The sequence below is a fragment of the Allocoleopsis franciscana PCC 7113 genome, assembly GCF_000317515.1.
In the GTDB taxonomy this organism is placed as follows: domain Bacteria; phylum Cyanobacteriota; class Cyanobacteriia; order Cyanobacteriales; family Coleofasciculaceae; genus Allocoleopsis; species Allocoleopsis franciscana.
This window is the reverse complement of record NC_019738.1, coordinates 4,243,459-4,260,960: the sequence shown is the minus strand read 5'-3', so window position 1 is coordinate 4,260,960 and position 17,502 is coordinate 4,243,459. Positions and strand designations below refer to the sequence as shown.

Below are 17,502 nucleotides of genomic sequence, written 5' to 3'. Positions count from 1 at the left end.
TCATTTCCCATTTCCAATGCTCAATTTTGCTGAAGCTAACAGTGACAATCTGAGAATGATAAGCTAACAAATGCATTTAAAAATTATTTAGGGTAAAGATTAGATGACTGGAGGAACCCAGATTCCCTACCTATTAAGGGCAGCCCGTGGTGAACAATTAGACCGTCCGCCGGTGTGGATGATGCGGCAGGCGGGTCGATATATGAAAGCTTATCGGGATTTACGGGATAAATATCCAAGTTTCCGCGACCGCTCGGAAATTGCAGAAATTGCGATTGAAGTTTCCCTGCAACCCTGGAAGGCGTTTCAGCCCGATGGGGTGATTTTGTTTTCCGATATTCTCACTCCGCTGCCAGGGCTGGGTATTCCCTTCGACATTATCGAAAGCAAAGGGCCAATTATTGACCCCCCGATTCGCTCCCAAGAACAGCTTGACAAATTGCATCCTTTAGAGTTAGACAAACTCTCGTTTGTGGGAGAGATTTTGCAGGCGTTGCGGCGGGAAGTGGGCAATCAAAGCACGGTTCTGGGTTTTGTCGGTGCTCCTTGGACGCTAGCCGCTTATGCCATTGAGGGGAAAAGCTCCAAAAATTACTCGATTATTAAAGGCATGGCGTTCTCAGAACCCACCATGCTGCATCAGTTTCTGGGGTTATTAGCCGATGCGATCGCCACTTATGTGCGCTATCAAATTGATAATGGTGCTCAGGTCGTGCAAATGTTTGATTCTTGGGCCGGTCAACTCAGTCCCCAAGACTATGACACCTTCGCCTTACCCTATCAGCAACGAGTGGTACAGCAAGTCAAACAAACCCATCCCGATACACCCATGATTCTCTACATCAGCGGAAGCGCTGGCGTACTGGAACGAATGGCCAAATCGGGCGTCGATATTGTCAGCTTAGACTGGACAGTGGATATGGCGGAAGGGCGGCAACGATTGGGCTGGGATGTTAACGTGCAGGGCAATATGGACCCCGGTGCCCTATTTGGGTCGCAAGACTTTATCCGCGATCGCATCCTCGATACAATTCGGAAAGCCGGCAAAAAAGGTCATATCTTTAACCTTGGTCACGGCGTCTTACCGGGAACCCCCGAAGACAATGTGAGATTCTTCTTTGAAACTGCCAAACAAGCCGATCAATTACTCGCTGTTCCTAGCTATTAGTTAATCGAAAATCCAATCTCCAACCTCTAAAATTCCATGACCCCCAAGCGGATTCTCTTGACGGGTGCCAGTGGCTGTATTGGTCACTACATCGCCGAAGCCTTGATTCAGGAAACGGAACACGAGCTGTATCTGTTAGTCAGAAATCCAGATAAACTGGGTTTTGACTACGAAGCTCGTCCTGGTGTGACAATTTTACAAGCAGACTTGCGCCAGATTGAACGCTTTGCTGACTTGCTCAAGACGATGAACATGGCAATCCTGGCAGCAACCGCTTGGGGAGGACAACAGGAAACCTTTGACGTTAATGTTGTCAAAACTATGCGGTTAATGGAATTGCTTGACCCGTCCGTTTGTGAGCAAGTGATTTACTTTTCCACGGCGAGTGTTTTAGATCGGAATAATCAAATCCTCAGAGAATCCGGTCAACTGGGGACGGAATATATCCGTTCCAAGTACCAATGTTTAGTGCAGTTACCGAAATTAGCGATCGCTCCCAAAATTACCACTGTGTTTCCCACTTTAGTATTAGGAGGAGACGCCAACAAACCCTATTCCCATATCTCATCGGGGATTAGAGATGTGGTGAAATGGGTAGACCTGATTCGCTGGTTTAAAGCAGATGCCAGCTTTCATTTTATCCACGGACGAGATATTGCTCAGGTGGTGCGATATCTGGTTGATCATCCCCCCGAACCCGCTTGGTTTGGAGAACCTGATATGCAGTCAACCAGACGCTTGGTTTTGGGAAATGCGCCCTTAACCGTGAATCAGGCGGTAGAAGAAGTATGTGCCTATTTGGGTAAGAAAATTTACTTTCGCATCCCTTTATCCCCTTGGCTTGCCGACATTTTAATTGTCTTGTTCCGGATTCAAATGGCGGCATGGGATCGGTTTAGCATGAGCTATCGGCATTTTACCTATCAAAACCCGATCAATCCTGCAACTCTAGGTTTAGAACCTTATTGCAAGACTTTAACGGATGTTTTAAGAATCAGTGGTATTCGTGAAGCTAAAAATTCAGGGGTGGTGCGGTCAGAGCCAGAAGTAAGAGAAAATAGCTAACAACTTACCAACCCCACGTTCCAGCACCCCCTTTAAACGGCCCGACAATGTCTTGAGTAATCCAACCGCCGTAAAAATTTCCCGGCTGCGGTTGCACTTGTTCGCCATCAACATAACAGGCATCCATCAGATGGGCGTAGAATGCTAAATAATCTTTAATCCCAGCAAAAGTCGGTGTGGGATTGGGATAAGACCAAGCCGCATTGACCGCCTGTTTTTCACCAACGACAACACTATAGTAAATCGCCCGACCCTTCCACTCACAAAATGACCCTTGATTAGCGGTTACTACTACTAAATACTCCATCTGAATATCTTCAGGAGGAATGTAGTAAACAGGCGGATGGCTAGTTTCTAATACACGTTTAGCCCGATGGGTATCTGCTAAAGTAACTCCATTAAATACGATTTGGAGATGTTTGGGTGAGTCTTCTAAGCGGGGTGGACGCGGATAATCCCAGACCGATTCTTGTCCGGGTTGGGGTTCAATGCGGCGAGTATTCATGCTCTGAGTTGTCCTGCTGGTGTCACACCGCTTATTTTAAAGGAGTCGTGCTCTAATCGGGTTTGCGTACCGTCTCCCCAGACCTGTAATTTTTTTGAAATGTTAAGCTAGCCTTTTGGCAGGAGTCGATAGCTCGAATCGTTCCTACTCCACAACCAACACAGGCAACAACCGTGAATTGGCCTTTGATTTCGGTAATTATCCCCACTTACGGACGGGAAGAACCCTTACGCGATACGCTCGAAGATGTACTCCAGCAAGATTATCCAGCCTTTGAAGTCTTAGTCGTCGATCAATCCCCCACTCATCAACCCGAAACCCAGTCCTATTTGGAGCAACTGGCTAATAACCACAAGATTCAGTGGTTCCGCGTAGCGTGGGCGAGTTTACCGGGAGCACGCAATTATGCGGTACGACGGGCGTCAGGGGAAATTGTTCTATTTATCGATGATGATGTGCAAATGCCTATCGGATGTCTAAAAGCTCATGCTCGTAACTATCATCGCTCTGAAATTGGGGCTGTGGCAGGGCGAGTGTTTGACCGCATGAAGTTGACGGAAAAAGGGGACTGGGGATTGGGGAGTGGCGGCAAGGAATACACAGAAACAAACGCCGCGTTGGGGACACAACCAGGGAACATCGCAGAGTTGACCCCAATTCCAATAACCCATTCCCAATCCCAAATTGAGGACTTACCCCCGGAAGCGATGGACCCTGGCATTGCCTGGTACTATATTGATTTAGTTCACACCGTTAAGCCTCAGCGTGTCATTTCCGCGAGAGGCTGCAATATGTCCTTCCGTCGTGAAGTTTTCACTCAACATGGACTGCTGTTTGATGAACGATTTCGGGGGAGTGCGGTACGGGAGGAGTCAGATTTTTGTTTGCGATTGCGCCGCACAGGGTATCAAATCTGGTATGACCCCGACGCCTATTTAGTGCACTTAGGGGAAGAGACTGGTGGCTGTCATGATATTAGTATGCGATCGCTCCAGTACCAGCTCAGCTTCTATCACAACCACTTTCTGATGGCACTCAAAAACCTCACCCCCTTTGAGCAGCTACGCTTGTATAGTCGCTTGTTTGACTGCCACGTTTTAGGACATCCGCCCTGTTACAAAAGTAGCTCTCCGATCAAAATTATCAGCCGTGGCGCTTTCTATAGCTTAGGCTTTCTCAACGCTCTGTGTACTCTCATTCAATCTAGTTGGAACAGGGGTCAAATCTACACTCAATCGGATGAATTAAGCGTTGAAAGTTAATAGAAAAGTTGAACGTTGGAACGTTGCAAGTTGAAAGTTTAGTTAACCTGCAATCCTGTAAGAATGAGAATTCTAGTCGTCAGTCATTCCTATGTTGTTGACCTTAACTGCGAGAAATTAAGGGCATTAGCCAGCTTAGAACCTAACCTCGAAGTGACTGTCGTTGTGCCCTGTCGTTGGCGTCCCGGCGGCGTTCAAAACAAAATCATTGCAACTCAGCCGCGTCAAGAAGGCTGTTTTCGGATTGTTCCCATCTCTAACTTCAGTGAAAATAACCAGAGTTTGCTCACGTTTGGAGCCGATATCATCCCTTTATTACGTCAGTTTAGACCCCAAATCATTCAAGTTGAACAAGGAGCTAAAGCCTTAGGCTACGCTCAACTGATTTCTCTGAATAAATTATTGGGAATGCAAGCCAAAAATCTGTTCTTTACCTGGTGGAATCTCCCTTATCAACTGAAATTTCCTGTATCTTGGCTGGAAGCTTATAATCTCCAAAATACTCACGGTGTGATTGCTGGCAATCAAGATGCAGCAGAAGTGTTGCGACAACGTGGCTACCAGGGAGCGATTAAAGTGATGCCCCAGTTAGGTGTAGATGAAAATCGGTTTTGCTCCCAGCCCCAGCTAGAATTAAAAAGCCAATTGGGCATTCAATCTGATGATTTTGTAATAGGATTCGTCGGACGATTTGTGGCAGAAAAAGGCTTACTAACTTTAGGTAAAGCCCTTGTTGGTTTACAAGGACGCTCTTGGAAGTGGCTGCTGCTTGGACGTGGCCCTTTACAATTAGACCTAATGAATAAAGCGACTGAATGGGGCATCAAAAATCAGCTTATTTGGGTCGAAAGCGTTCCTCATGAGGAGGTACCTCGCTATATTAATGTCATGGATACTTTGGTGCTGCCTTCAGAAACAAATTCTCAATTTAAAACCCTAACAGCAGCAGGTTGGAAAGAGCAGTTTGGACATGTTCTCATTGAAGCCATGGCATCGAAAGTCCCCGTGATTGGTTCTAATTCTGGGGAAATTCCCCATGTTATTGCGGATGCGGGTTTAGTTTTTCCGGAAGGAAATGTAGCCGCGCTACAGAAGTGTTTGCAGCAACTCATGGAGCAACCTGAATTAGCCCATCATCTAGCTCAATTGGGTTATGAACGAGCCATGATTTGGTATACCAATAAAGCCTTAGCAAAACAACAATTAGATTTTTATAAAAAATTGTTAGTAACATAAGTGTATGTATATAGCAAATTGGGTCATAATCCAGATTTAGGTTGATTAAATTAGGCTTAGTTATGCCTCGAATAGTTCATCGGGTTGAGTTCATTCAGTCAGTAAGAGTATTTGTCCAGAACGTGTAAGTTTCGTTCCCGATGCGCTCGCTCTCTTGCGAGTAAATCGGGTCTAACGCCTTTTTTGTTCGGGTTTGTTGTATAAGGAATTATTAGGTAATTTCGTCATATCTATTGTTGACTGACAATATAATTCAAGACTGGGTCATCTAAATCATAGTCATAGCAATATTAATTATGGTGGGAATTGTTATCGTATCTCACAGCAAAAAGCTGGCAGATGGAGTTCAGGAACTCGCGCAGCAAATGGTTCAAGGTGCAATCAGAAGCGCCGTTGCAGCCGGAATTGATGACCCAGAAAATCCCTTTGGCACCGATGCAATGCAGATTTATCAAGCGATTGAGTCGGTTTACACAGATGAAGGGGTGATTGTTTTAATGGATTTGGGCAGTGCGATTCTGAGCGCGGAAATGGCCTTGGAGTTTCTGCCAGAACACCAACGGGATAGGGTAAGACTGTGCGAAGCGCCTTTAGTGGAAGGAACCCTCGCCGCTGCCGTTCAGGCCGCCAATGGCGCTAACATTGAGCAAGTCCTCGTTGAAGCACGAGGGGCGCTAACGGCAAAAACGGCTCAATTGTTGGGGGTTAGGAGTGAGGAATCACCAGAGTTGAACGTTGGCAGTTGTAACCTATCTTCCCAAGTTCAACCTTCAACCCTAACAGGGCAAGCGACGCAAGAAATCCATCTTACTGTGCAAAATCAGATGGGGCTTCATGCTCGTCCTGCGGCTAAATTTGTTGCCATTGCGTGTCGATTTCAGTCTCAGATCACTGTGCAAAACGTGACGGCAAGTAGCCAATTCGTTAATGGTAAAAGTATTAATCAGGTGATCACGCTGGGTGTGCATCAAGGAGATGAAATCGCGATCGCCGCCACAGGTTCCGATGCCACAGCCGCTATAGCCGCTTTGCAGCGACTCGTCCTCTCCAACTTTGGCGAAGCTACTTCTGGGGCGTTGGCTGCAACCCCTGTGCCCGAAACACTCACAACGGCAAACAGTCAACTCTGGGGTATCCCGGCGTCTCCCGGTATTGCCATTGGCCCGATAGTCTTGTATCAACCCGTTGTGGCAGAGGTGACAGAGCATCTAGGAGACAATCCTCATGAGTCATGGGAACAGTTGCAAGATGCGATCGCCACCGCTTGTCAAGAACTCCAGACATTGCGCCACCAAGTTGCAGAGCAAGTGGGAGAAGAAGAAGCGGCTATTTTCGATGCCCATCTGCTGTGCTTGTCCGATCCCGCGATCGTAGAAGCGGCACGTCAGCGAATTTTTGACTATACTCTGGATGCCGTATCGGCGTGGAAGGTAGTCGTTGCTCGTACTGTACGTTCCTACGAAGCGTTGAAAGATCCCTACTTAAAGGCACGCGCCGCTGATGTCAGGGATGTGGGGCTGCGAGTACTACGGCTGCTAACGGGCGTAACATCCACACCCCTAGATTTCACCCAGCCAGCGATTTTGGTTGCCACGGACTTAACGCCCTCGGAGACAGCACACTTAAACCCCCACAAAGTCTTAGGGATTTGTACGATCGCAGGCGGTGCAACTTCTCACAGTGGAATTTTAGCGCGATCGCTCGGTATTCCTGCCGTAGTGGGCGTCGATGTCGAATTGTTGAGTTTGGAGGATGGCACCCTAATCGCCCTAGATGGAGAAACCGGTCAGGTGTGGGTGCAACCGGAAGACGCCGAATTGAGAGACTTACAGACTAAACGCGATCGACAGCGATACATACAACAGGAACAAAGAACAGCCGCACAGCAACCCGCCGTAACTCAAGATGGGCGGCTGATTCAAATTGTGGCAAACATTGGTGGAATCGCCGATGCGCGAGTGGCTTTGGCAAATGGTGCGGAGGGTGTGGGATTACTCAGGAGTGAGTTTCTCTATTTCGATCGCGAGAGTTCACCCACAGAGGAAGAACAGGTGGAACAATATGAAGCGATCGCCTCTATGTTATCGCCCCGTCCCCTGATTATCCGCACTTTAGATATCGGGGGAGACAAGCCACTTTCTTACTTGAATTTAGCCTCAGAACCCAATCCCTTCCTCGGATGGCGAGGCATTCGTTTTTTGTTGGATTCTCCCGATGTCCTGAAAACTCAACTCCGGGCAATTCTGCGAGCAACGCATCACTACCCGATCAAAGTCATGTTTCCCATGATTGCCTGCCTCAGGGAGATTCGCGCTGCTAAAGAGATTCTCGCCACCGCGCAGGCGGAACTGTATCGGGCGGGTATTCCCTTCAATGAATCTATGGAAGTGGGAATGATGGTAGAAGTCCCCGCCGCTGTGGCGATGGCAGAGAAATTGGCAGCAGAAGTGGATTTTTTCAGCATTGGCACGAATGATTTAAGCCAGTATGTGATGGCTAGCGATCGCACCAATCCCAAAGTCGCTACTCTCGCGGATGCCTTTGAACCTGCCGTGCTGCGAATGATTCAGCAGACAATCCAAGCGGCGCGTCAGGCTGGAATTGGGGTGGGGGTGTGTGGTGAATTAGCCTCATTGCCACTGGCTACACCAATTTTGGTTGGCTTGGGAGTGGATGAGTTGAGTATGAATCCGCCGTCCATTGGCGCTATCAAGGCGGCTGTGGGGCGGTTAAGCATCGAGGAAGCACAAGCGATCGCTCGTGACGTGTTGCAGTTGGATTCCTCTGAAGCCGTCCGAGAGTATGTCGCTCAGAAAGCTGGCAGGCTCATTATTTAGCAGCCGCGATTTGCCCATTTTCTTGAGGTATCCCAGAGGCTACTGGAGACTGAGTCCAGGTAGCAGCTCCTAATAAGGCGATCGCTGTTAGAACACCTAATAAAACAATGTCACGAGTTAAGCCAGACTTGCCTCTTTCCAAAGGTTGCTGAGCCACCGCTAAGCATTCTTCACTAATGGTTGCCGTCCACTCACTTCCCCTTATAGCCCACCAATCTAACCCGTTGTGGTCTAATAGATCTGTATATTCTTTGGTTTCGCCGTCGCTCAATCTGGCTTGGAACATCAGCGGTTTCCTGTTGAGGTCTTTATCGCTATTTACCCCTTAATACTTAGCACGTAAAGAACTAAAATTGAATAATTTATAAAAAAATTAACTTATTGAGGTTAATTCACTGACTTGAATTATAAAAATCCTGATACTTATCTGATTTATATCTGAGTTAATAGGGGTTTCACCGATTAAATTAAATAGAAGAGGTCACCTGAAGTAGGAAGATCGAAGTTTTAATATAATAAGTATAAATACTACAGTCCGGATATTAACCATGACCGTTGAGATCAAAACCCCACAGGCAGCACAACCCACTGCCACTTTACCGCTAGCTGAACAGGAGGAAGAATTTAACTGGAGACAATGTTGGTATCCTGTTACCTTTGTGCAAGACTTGCCAGAAAATCGTCCTTATAGTTTTTCTCTCTACGATGAACCCTTTGTCCTATTTAGAAATCAGGATAAAAAATTGATCTGTTTAACAGATCGTTGCCCTCACCGTGCGGCTAAACTCTCCGATGGACAAATCCTCGACGGCAAAATTGAATGCTTATACCACGGATGGCAATTTGGCAGCGAGGGTCAATGTTTGCATATTCCTCAATTACCAACAGATGCCAAAATTCCGATTAAGGCTTGTGTACAATCCTTTAAAGTAATCGAACGTCAAGGCATGATTTGGATGTGGGCGGGAAACGCTGAAGCCGCTGATGAAGACAGGATTCCCACTATCCCGAAATTAGGCAAACCTGGATTTGTTTATTCCGATAAAATCACGGAACTTTCATGCGACATCAGCTATGTTATTGAACATATGCTAGATCCCGCTCATATTCACATCGCCCATCATGGCAATCAAGGGAATCGGGAAAAAGCCCAACCGTTAGAAATGGAAATCATTGAAAGTTCGGTTGAGGGATTTCGGGGCAGGTTTCGTGAAACTCGACTCCCCGATCAAACCTGGAGGAACCTTGATTTTATAGTGCCATCCCTCGCTCATTTACACTTTCCGATTCCAGAGAAAGGATGGTTTTTTGGACAGGCATTTTATTTCTTCCCTTTGGGTAAGGGAAGATGCCGCATTCTCACGCGAAGCTATCGTAATTTTGTCACGTTGCCCGTTAAACTGATGCCCCGCTGGTGGATTCATTTAAAACAGAACAAAATTTTAGAAGAAGACTTGGCACAACTGCTAGGACAACAGCAAGAAGTTGAGCGGCTGGGTCAAACAATCAAGCAAGTGTATGCTCCTATTGAGACATGTGATACCTTTGCGATCGCCTATCGTCAGTGGGTCGATCGATATGGATCTTCTTTGCCCTTTTATCGCGGATATACTACCTCAAAAGTTAGCCAGAATACAGAGGATTGCCAGCCCAATTTGATGCCGATAGAGCGGTCTTTGCGACATACTGAACTCTGTAGTTCTTGCCATCGAGCCTATCAGCTCAGCAGGAGTTTGAAACAAACTTTTGTGGTGATTGCTATTTTTCTAGCCGCTTTGGCTATAATCACTGACGATTCTAGAAATCAACTGATTGTTGTTTTATTCTCTCTATCTGCGGTTGCTCTAGCAGCTTTAGCTGAGAAGTTAAAAACTAAGTTTGAGCGCTTCTAGAATCAACATTAATTCCCATTCGTCATTAGGTGAAATTCTTGTAAATAACATGTCAAAAGAAGCCATTGAAGCCGTTGTTTCTGCTTACTTTGCCCAAATGGGAACCATGAATCCAGAAGGCTGGGTTGATTACTTTGCAGAGGATGCCATCAGTTACGACCCCGTGGGACATCCACCGACAAAAATCCATGAAGGATTTCGGGAATTTTTTGGGCAATTACAAGGTGTTTTTGAGCAACTAGAACCAACAACCGAGTATATTTGTGTGGCGGAGAATGAGGCAGCGGTAAAGTGGACAATTCAGGGGAAGAGCAAGAGTGGAAAATCGGTCTCTTTTGAAGGAATTACCATCTTCGAGTTCAATGAAGCAGGCAAGATTCAAACGACTCGTGCTTACTGGAATCCAGCCTTAATGATTGCTCAACTGAGAGGTTAGTCAATCAATCACTAAGCTAATGGGCATTTAAATTGGAGGAGGCAAGGCAGAAGGCAGAAGGTAGAAGGCAGAAGGCAGAAGGCAGAAGGCAGAAGGCAGAAGGCAGAAGGCAGAAGGCAGAAGGCAGAAGGCAGAAGGCAGAACCGTTTTTATCTCCTTACCAAAGTATGCAATTTAGATTGATGCATCACAGCTTAATTCCTGTATTACCCAATAACTTGGATGTTGATTTATGCTTAGCTGCTATCTCCAAAACGATAGCCTTTCCCATAGACCGTGTGAATCAGAGGAATTTCACCTTTGCCCTCAATTTTGCGTCGCAATAAACGAATCAATGCGGCGACCACATTACTACTGGGTTGTTCATCTTCTGCCCATAGATGCTGATAAATTTGCCCATGGGTCAACAATTGACCCGTGTGGCGCATAAAGAATTCGAGTAACTGACTTTCTTTTTCTGAGAGTTCAATTAAACGTCCATGGCGATAAGCTAACTGATTTTCCAAATCCAGTTCTAGGTTGGCAACCCGCAGACGTTGGGGCGCACTGCTATCGGTTGCCGCCGAACGTCGCAACAAGGCGCGGACTCTGGCGAGTAACTCCCGCAGTTCAAAGGGTTTAACCAGATAATCGTCAGCACCGGCGTCTAATCCTTCGACTCGATCATTCAAGGTATCTTTCGCGGTGAGGAAAAGCACCGGTGTCGTTCGCCCTTGCGATCGCAACTGTTGGCAAAGTTCCAATCCCGACAGCTTTGGCAACATCCAATCTAAAATCAGCAAGTCATAATCGCTGCCGGACGCTAACTCACTTCCCGTCGCCCCATCATAAGCCACATCAACCGCGTAACCCTCACGGTTTAACACTCGACTCAGTGGTTCAGTTAGCTCAATTTCATCATCAACTAAAAGGATTCGCATTGTTTGTGAAGGGAGTCCAAGAACCTTTTTGTAGTCCTGACTGCAATTCGTGATAAGTTGCCAATATTATAGGTAGCTCATGCTTCAGGCATGAATGCACTATTTCAAATTGAGCCAATATTTCTATGCTGACTGTTGCATTACCCAAAGGCGCACTTCTGATCGATAGCATCAAGCTGCTACAAGCCGTCGGCTTAGATTTTAGTGCTTTTCTGGACTCCGGTAGCCGCCTACTCCAGATTCAAGACCCTACCGGCATTGCCAAAGCCCTGCTGGTGCGAGCACAGGATGTCCCAGTTTATGTGGAATATGGTCAAGCGCAGTTAGGGATTGTCGGTTACGATGTTCTACGGGAAAAGACCTCTCAAGTCGCTCACCTCGCTGATTTACGCTTTGGCAAGTGCCGCATGTCGGTGGCAGTACGCGATTCCAGTCCCTATCGCAGTTCTTTAGAATTGCCACCTCACGGTCGTGTCGCGTCGAAATTTATACATTGTGCCCGCGAACACTTCAATAATCTGGATTTACCCGTAGAAATTATTCCCCTGTACGGTTCTGTGGAACTCGGCCCCATTACCGGGATGTCAGAAGCCATTGTCGATTTAGTCTCGACCGGTCGGACTTTAAAAGAAAACGGTTTAATTGAAATTGATATCTTGTTTGAGAGTACAGCGCGGCTGATTGCTCACCCTCTAAGTTATCGCCTCAATACCTATGAACTCCGCCATTGGGTAGAGCAGTTGCAAGCCTTAACCTTGAGTGCGGTTTAATCGGGAATGGGGATTGGGGGGGCGGCGAAGTACCACAGCCAGAAAAAATTACCCATTACCCATTACCCATTACCTAGGATTTCAGATCAATAAAGTACACCTGTAGGAGTGAAGCAATCTTGCCACCAAGTTTGTGGCAAGATTGAATCTTTATTCAAGAATGCTTCACCCGAAATATAAGCCCCAAAGTAACAAAAGAGGGGTTCCTCATGCCCCTACCCATAGGAGTTTTTGCTAATTTATATCTTTCCTGAGAGTCTGCTCATAACGCAGCAGAAAGCACTTCGGTCTATCCACTGCATTGCAGTGTTAAGCTGTGCAAACTTGCAAGCTAAATTCATGGATAGTCACGGTTATTTCTCATCTAAAAACGAGTCTACAGCCTTTTTTTTCCATTCTGTAAGTTCAATTCCATTCTCATCGAGATACTTGATCAGTGCTGTGTGAGAGGCTCTTAGCATTTTTCTGGCAATTTTTTTGATGAAATTAACTTTCTGATCAATGTATATTTTTGATACAACTAATGAATCAAAGAATGGACGGTTACTTTCAGATAAAAGTAGATTTCGATTTTGTGCACTGTATGCAGATGTATATGTTCCTCCATGATGAACTAGCAGATTGCGATCTCTAAGCAAATCATTGTAAGTCTTTATCTCATCCTTGGAAAAAGGAGAAACTATGAGTAAAGCCCTGTAGATTGCATTGATTTTCTGTGCAGTGCCAAAATCATATTTCTCTGTAACAAGAAAACCAATATTGCAAGAGAGAGCATGACCCAACTCAAGTGCTTTAGTTGGGTCAATACTAATATCCTGACCATTCTTTGATAGATTCTTGAGCAGTGACGGCTCTATGTTGATGATTGATGCAAAGTGGTCTTTACAGAATGCCTCAAAGTAGGATGTAAGACCAATCACACACAATTCATTTAACTGACGACCACCAGGGCTATCTGATTGTGCCAAATAAAGCTGCTCTAACCCATCAAGAGTGTAACCAAAAAAGAAAGGGGCTGTTGGTACTCCACCAGCAAACAAATCTAGCCAATCGTATGAGTTTCGCTCCGCACACATACCTTAATGCATTTTTTGCGATAATTACCTTTTAGCTCAACTTGGCTCTGAAGACCAACAAATCTTACTCAAAAGCCGCCCACTTGGGGAACTGAAAGAGAGTGATTTCGCCCTGGTCGAAACCCCAATCCCAGAACCAGGGGAAGACGAAGTTCTCAACCGCACGATCTACCTGTGCCTCGACCCCTATATGCGCGATCAGATGAGCGATCGCGTAATTCATCAACTCAACCCTTTACCTCACACCACCTAAATTGTCAATACCCAGCTCTAGTGTGTCTCTAGCAAGATGTTGTGAACGTTTCCTTGCGTTTGAATTTGCTCATAGCTAGATGCACTTAAGCAATAGCTGGCAGATAAGGAGAACAGATGTCAGAAAGTACGTCAAACTCAGAAATGCTATACCGAACTCTCGGCAGTACAGGAGAGAGAGTTTCTGCGATCGGATTGGGGGGTTGGCACCTCAGCTTGAAGCACGTTGATGAGCAACTGGCTATCCGGATTGTTCGTACTGCGATTGATCGTGGCATCACCTTTATGGATAACAGTTGGGATTACTTCGGTGGGGTCAGCGAGATTCGCATGGGGAAAGCGCTTCGCGATGGCTACCGAGATAAAGTGTTCCTGATGACGAAAATCGACGGTCGCTCCAAGAAAGAAGCCACAAGACAGCTAGATGAATCACTGCAACGCCTGCAAGTTGATTGCATCGATCTCGTCCAGCACCACGAAATCATCCGGTACGAAGACCCGCATCGAGTGTTTGACCCCGAAGGAGCAAATGCCGCCTTGATTGAGGCGCGGGAAGCTGGCAAGCTCCGATATATTGGTTTCACTGGTCACAAAGACCCCCAGATTCATCTGCATATGCTTGAAGTTGCAACCCAGCAGGGGTTTAAGTTTGATGCGGTTCAGATGCCGCTCAATGTGATGGATGCTCACTACCGGAGCTTCGGGAAGCTGGTTGTGCCAGAACTAGTTAAACAGAACATCGGTATTCTGGGCATGAAAAGCATGGCAAACGGAATTCTTTTACAGTCAAATACGGTAACCCCAATTGAGTGTCTACACTATGCCCTAAATCTGCCCACATCGGTTGTGATTACGGGAATTGACAGCATGGAGATTCTCGATCAAGCGTTTGAAGCCGTGCAGACATTCCAGCCAATGAATGACCAAGAGGTGCGATCGCTGTTAGCAAAAACGGCACAAGCAGCATCTCGCGGCGAGTTTGAGCCATTCAAAACCTCATCAATCTTCGACGGCACTGCCCAGAATCCGGATTGGCTGGGAGAGGAGCCAGAGCGCATCCAGCAATTAATGTCAGCGTGAGCGAATAGATCGGATTGAATTACACTATTGTCCAGACCATTTGGTGTGGCTGTGGTCATACCTCCTGTTGTGCTTGAATTTCATTGAGCAACATCTCGTTAGAGCAGGATTTTTCCCATTCGCCCTGAAGCTTGAGCCGCACTGACTTTGCACCACCACTCGGCGTTCAAACGACCCAGTAGCTATCCTCTTGTCCTTTCACCTGCGCCGCATCCTGGTTTTCTTCGTTGTTGGAAAGCCCAGAATAGGCTTGAACACATGTCCAGGTAACGCCGTTGCTATCTGTAATCTCTCGTTCCATGACTCTATATTTGAGTTATTGTACTTCTGTGAGGTTGGGAGCGATCGCCTTTTGATGTTGCATAGGTCCAGTCCCATGCCCATTGAAAGGGTACATATGCTCGTTGGGCAGCTTTTTCATCTTCGGGGCGATCGCCCACATACAGGGAATTGGTCGGAGTATGTTTATGCCTGACCATTGCGAGTTGCAACATACCCGATCGCGGTTTACGATACTGTCCAGACCACTTGGTTTGGCTGTGGTTATGAACATTGTGACGGGTGACACGGAAACATTTTTTACCCTCAAAGTCGGGGCAGAAGTAGATTTCTCTCAACTCTGGGAATAACTCAAGGGTGTATTGCTGTTCCTTGATGCAGTCTTGCATCGACTTATGACCTGCGGCAACTCCACCTTGGTTGGTGATGCCGACAATAATCCAATCATCTTTGTAGGCGCGAATGGCAATATCAGTCCCTTCAATAATCCGTTGATCTTTAGGATGTTGGAAGTGTTGCTGTCCGCTGAGGGGTTCGCGGAGTGTGCCGTCCAGATCTATTAGTAATAAGCTCATCGTTTTTTGATGAAATTCCCTGTTTTCTTCAACACTTTCAGCATACATATCTGATTAATATTGAAAACGCCCTCTTGAAAAAACAGTTAATTTACCTACTATCCCATCTTACGCTCACTAAGATTTTCACCCAATCAGGTGAACTGATAGAGTGAAGCCTACTCCCTACTGTGCAACGTACTTTAGTGAATACACGATTTGACCGCGAAAGGAATTGTCAAATCCTTTAATGTAGTATATCGTGTAATATGGATTCCTCGATCTAAAATCCAGAAATGAAGTAACGACGCTACAACGAAAACTAATCTAAATCTTTTATAGGATTGCAGCAGTGACGCACCGAACACAAGATAACGTTCTGCTGCCAGCAATTCCTGTCTGAACCTTTTCAACAATTTATAACTTGGAGGTGGTCAATATGCCACAACAGCCCTATTTGTTGGCTGATAGCTTGACGTATGAACTTCCGCCCGATCGCACCCTATTCAAAAATGTGCAATTAAGTCTTGCTGTCGGTGATCGCGTGGCGCTTGTCGGTGCGAATGGAGTGGGTAAATCGACGCTGCTGCAAATTCTGGCAGGGCAAATCAACCCTAGTGCTGGTTCTGTGTGGCGCAATGCATCGATCTACTATTTACCTCAAATCAGCACCATTCGACAGCAAATCAAAGCGGATACAATACAAAATTTCCTTTTTTCCATCTCGGATGAGTGGTGGAAAATTAGCGATATTCTGGAGACGCAGTTCAACACAATGCTGGATTTGTCTCTATCGATCACTTCTTTAAGCGGTGGCGAACTAACAAAGCTATTTTTGGCGATCGGTTTGTCCCAACAACCCAATGTGCTGCTGCTGGATGAACCGACTAATCATATGGATTATCTGGCACTGGAGGAACTGTCGCAATTTCTCAAGCCGTTCGATGGTGCGTTTGTAATTGTCTCTCATAAGCCTTTCTTTCTCGATCAAGTTGTTGAGACGACTTGGGAATTGACGCCTAATGGAGTGAGTGTATATGGTGGAAATTTCTCATTATATCGAGAGCAAAAGCAGGCAGAAATAGAGGCAAGATTGCGCTCGCACGAAGTTGCCAAAAAAGAACTCAAACGTGCCAAAACTGCTGCCATGCAAGAGCAGCAACGCGCCGCCCAATCTCGGAGAAATGGTCGGCAAAAATTTATAAGTGGCAGTATTGACAAAATGGCAGCCGGAGGATTGAGGCGCAAAGCTGAAGTGACGGCTGGAAAACTGAAGCAGAAACATGAGGCAGCTATTTCAGATGCCGATCAAAAAGTGGTCGAGACGAAAGTTAGGACGAATAAAGCAACCAGTATTCAGCTTGAACAAACCAGTCAAAAACACAAAAATCTCATTGAAATTCAGGGGGCAAATCTTTGGGTTGCTAATCGACTGTTGATCGAGAACATTAAGTTTCATCTAGCGTCTGGACAGCGAGTTGCAATCGCTGGGGCAAATGGTTCCGGTAAATCTAGCTTGGCAAAAGCAATTCTCAACAGGGAAGGAACACACGCCTTTCTGGAATCAGGTGAGGTATTAGTTTCTCCAACGATGAAGGTCGTGTATCTCGATCAAACCTATGAATTGGTGAATCGGAATTCTACAATTTTGGAGAATATGCAAGCCGCGAATCTGGGGCTAGAGTATCAACTGATCCGACAGCAACTCGGACATTTTCTCTTCTTCAATGATGATGTTTATAAATCGGCATCGGTGTTGAGTGGAGGAGAATTAGCGAGATTGGCGCTAGCAATGCTGGGAATTTCCAAAATTGATTTACTGATTCTGGATGAACCGACGAACAATCTGGATATTCCCACCGTGGAGCAGATGGTGCAAGCGGTGAATGAATATCACGGTGGACTTTGGGTAATTTCCCACGATTTAGATTTTCTCAGCCGTATTCAGATTACGGAGTCATATTGCTTGCGCGATCAAATGCTGCAAAGAACAAATTATTTACCGGATGAAACGGCAGAATATTACGAGGAATTAGTGAATCACCTGCATCAGGTTTGAGCAGTAGATAGGAACCCATAAACGCAGGTATCTTAACATTTGTTAAGAGCATAAAACTCTCTTTCCTTTTGCCCTGTGCCTTCTGCCTTCTGCCTTCTACCTTCTACCTTC

17 protein-coding genes are annotated in these 17,502 nt (G+C 46.1%); 11 read left to right on the top strand and 6 right to left on the bottom strand.

All coding sequences use genetic code 11. The features are described from left to right. Positions 1 to 103 precede the first annotated feature (103 nt). A complete protein-coding gene (gene hemE / locus MIC7113_RS17710; RefSeq protein WP_015183539.1) occupies positions 104 to 1,168 on the top strand; it encodes a uroporphyrinogen decarboxylase in 1,065 nt (354 codons plus the stop codon). Between the two features lie 36 nt (positions 1,169 to 1,204). Then, positions 1,205 to 2,233 carry an NAD-dependent epimerase/dehydratase family protein gene (locus MIC7113_RS17705; RefSeq protein ID WP_015183538.1) on the top strand — a complete coding sequence of 343 codons (1,029 nt, stop codon included), beginning with the start codon at positions 1,205 to 1,207 and terminating at the stop codon, positions 2,231 to 2,233. A gap of 4 nt (positions 2,234 to 2,237) precedes the next feature. Here the strand turns inward: MIC7113_RS17705 and MIC7113_RS17700 are convergent, their stop codons facing one another. After that, positions 2,238 to 2,738, bottom strand: coding sequence for a DUF427 domain-containing protein (locus MIC7113_RS17700; RefSeq protein ID WP_015183537.1), 501 nt, complete (start codon positions 2,736 to 2,738; stop codon positions 2,238 to 2,240). Between the two features lie 173 nt (positions 2,739 to 2,911). Between MIC7113_RS17700 and hpsN the strand changes: the two genes are divergently transcribed. The 3 genes from hpsN to ptsP all read left to right on the top strand — a co-directional run bounded on the left by hpsN (position 2,912) and on the right by ptsP (position 8,073). Further along, positions 2,912 to 4,000, top strand: coding sequence for a hormogonium polysaccharide biosynthesis glycosyltransferase HpsN (gene hpsN, locus MIC7113_RS17695; protein WP_015183536.1), 1,089 nt, complete (start codon positions 2,912 to 2,914; stop codon positions 3,998 to 4,000). 63 nt (positions 4,001 to 4,063) lie between these two features. Then, on the top strand, positions 4,064 to 5,236 hold the full coding sequence (gene hpsO / locus MIC7113_RS17690) for a hormogonium polysaccharide biosynthesis glycosyltransferase HpsO (RefSeq protein ID WP_015183535.1): 1,173 nt from the start codon (positions 4,064 to 4,066) through the stop codon (positions 5,234 to 5,236). Positions 5,237 to 5,532: 296 nt separating this feature from the next. Continuing rightward, complete coding sequence (ptsP, locus tag MIC7113_RS17685) at positions 5,533 to 8,073, top strand: phosphoenolpyruvate--protein phosphotransferase (RefSeq protein ID WP_015183534.1); 2,541 nt, start codon at positions 5,533 to 5,535, stop codon at positions 8,071 to 8,073. On the opposite strand, the gene MIC7113_RS17680 is transcribed toward ptsP, so the two are convergent. Continuing rightward, positions 8,066 to 8,359, bottom strand: a complete 294-nt coding sequence (locus MIC7113_RS17680) for a hypothetical protein (RefSeq protein ID WP_015183533.1) — start codon at positions 8,357 to 8,359, stop codon at positions 8,066 to 8,068. The two genes, ptsP and MIC7113_RS17680, sit on opposite strands and share 8 nt — an antisense overlap. 262 nt (positions 8,360 to 8,621) lie before the next feature. Here MIC7113_RS17680 and MIC7113_RS17675 point away from each other — a divergent pair, with 262 nt between their 5' ends. Both MIC7113_RS17675 and MIC7113_RS17670 read left to right on the top strand, forming a co-directional pair. Beyond that, positions 8,622 to 9,965, top strand: coding sequence for an aromatic ring-hydroxylating dioxygenase subunit alpha (locus tag MIC7113_RS17675; protein ID WP_015183532.1), 1,344 nt, complete (start codon positions 8,622 to 8,624; stop codon positions 9,963 to 9,965). A gap of 49 nt (positions 9,966 to 10,014) precedes the next feature. Next, entirely contained in the window at positions 10,015 to 10,401 is a 387-nt protein-coding gene (locus MIC7113_RS17670; RefSeq protein WP_015183531.1) for a nuclear transport factor 2 family protein, read from the top strand. A gap of 236 nt (positions 10,402 to 10,637) precedes the next feature. Here MIC7113_RS17670 and rppA read toward each other — a convergent pair whose 3' ends face one another. Continuing rightward, complete coding sequence (gene rppA / locus MIC7113_RS17665; protein ID WP_015183530.1) at positions 10,638 to 11,321, bottom strand: two-component system response regulator RppA; 684 nt, start codon at positions 11,319 to 11,321, stop codon at positions 10,638 to 10,640. Positions 11,322 to 11,446: 125 nt separating this feature from the next. Between rppA and hisG the strand changes: the two genes are divergently transcribed. Further along, complete coding sequence (hisG, locus tag MIC7113_RS17660; RefSeq protein ID WP_015183529.1) at positions 11,447 to 12,091, top strand: ATP phosphoribosyltransferase; 645 nt, start codon at positions 11,447 to 11,449, stop codon at positions 12,089 to 12,091. Positions 12,092 to 12,444: 353 nt separating this feature from the next. On the opposite strand, the gene MIC7113_RS17655 is transcribed toward hisG, so the two are convergent. After that, a complete protein-coding gene (locus MIC7113_RS17655; RefSeq protein ID WP_015183528.1) occupies positions 12,445 to 13,167 on the bottom strand; it encodes a hypothetical protein in 723 nt (240 codons plus the stop codon). Between the two features lie 10 nt (positions 13,168 to 13,177). Here MIC7113_RS17655 and MIC7113_RS39025 point away from each other — a divergent pair, with 10 nt between their 5' ends. Both MIC7113_RS39025 and MIC7113_RS17650 read left to right on the top strand, forming a co-directional pair. Continuing rightward, a complete protein-coding gene (locus MIC7113_RS39025; protein ID WP_081594729.1) occupies positions 13,178 to 13,420 on the top strand; it encodes a hypothetical protein in 243 nt (80 codons plus the stop codon). Between the two features lie 116 nt (positions 13,421 to 13,536). Continuing rightward, positions 13,537 to 14,499 carry an aldo/keto reductase gene (locus MIC7113_RS17650; protein ID WP_015183527.1) on the top strand — a complete coding sequence of 321 codons (963 nt, stop codon included), beginning with the start codon at positions 13,537 to 13,539 and terminating at the stop codon, positions 14,497 to 14,499. 166 nt (positions 14,500 to 14,665) lie between these two features. Here the strand turns inward: MIC7113_RS17650 and MIC7113_RS38670 are convergent, their stop codons facing one another. Together MIC7113_RS38670 and MIC7113_RS17640 are read right to left on the bottom strand one after the other, a co-directional pair. Continuing rightward, a complete protein-coding gene (locus MIC7113_RS38670) occupies positions 14,666 to 14,800 on the bottom strand; it encodes a hypothetical protein (RefSeq protein WP_015183526.1) in 135 nt (44 codons plus the stop codon). A 4-nt stretch (positions 14,801 to 14,804) separates the two neighbouring features. Next, positions 14,805 to 15,353, bottom strand: coding sequence for an HAD hydrolase-like protein (locus tag MIC7113_RS17640; protein WP_155898025.1), 549 nt, complete (start codon positions 15,351 to 15,353; stop codon positions 14,805 to 14,807). Between the two features lie 418 nt (positions 15,354 to 15,771). On the opposite strand from MIC7113_RS17640, the gene abc-f reads away from it, so the two are divergent. Then, on the top strand, positions 15,772 to 17,391 hold the full coding sequence (abc-f, locus tag MIC7113_RS17635; RefSeq protein WP_015183524.1) for a ribosomal protection-like ABC-F family protein: 1,620 nt from the start codon (positions 15,772 to 15,774) through the stop codon (positions 17,389 to 17,391). The last annotated feature ends 111 nt before the right edge of the window (positions 17,392 to 17,502 follow it).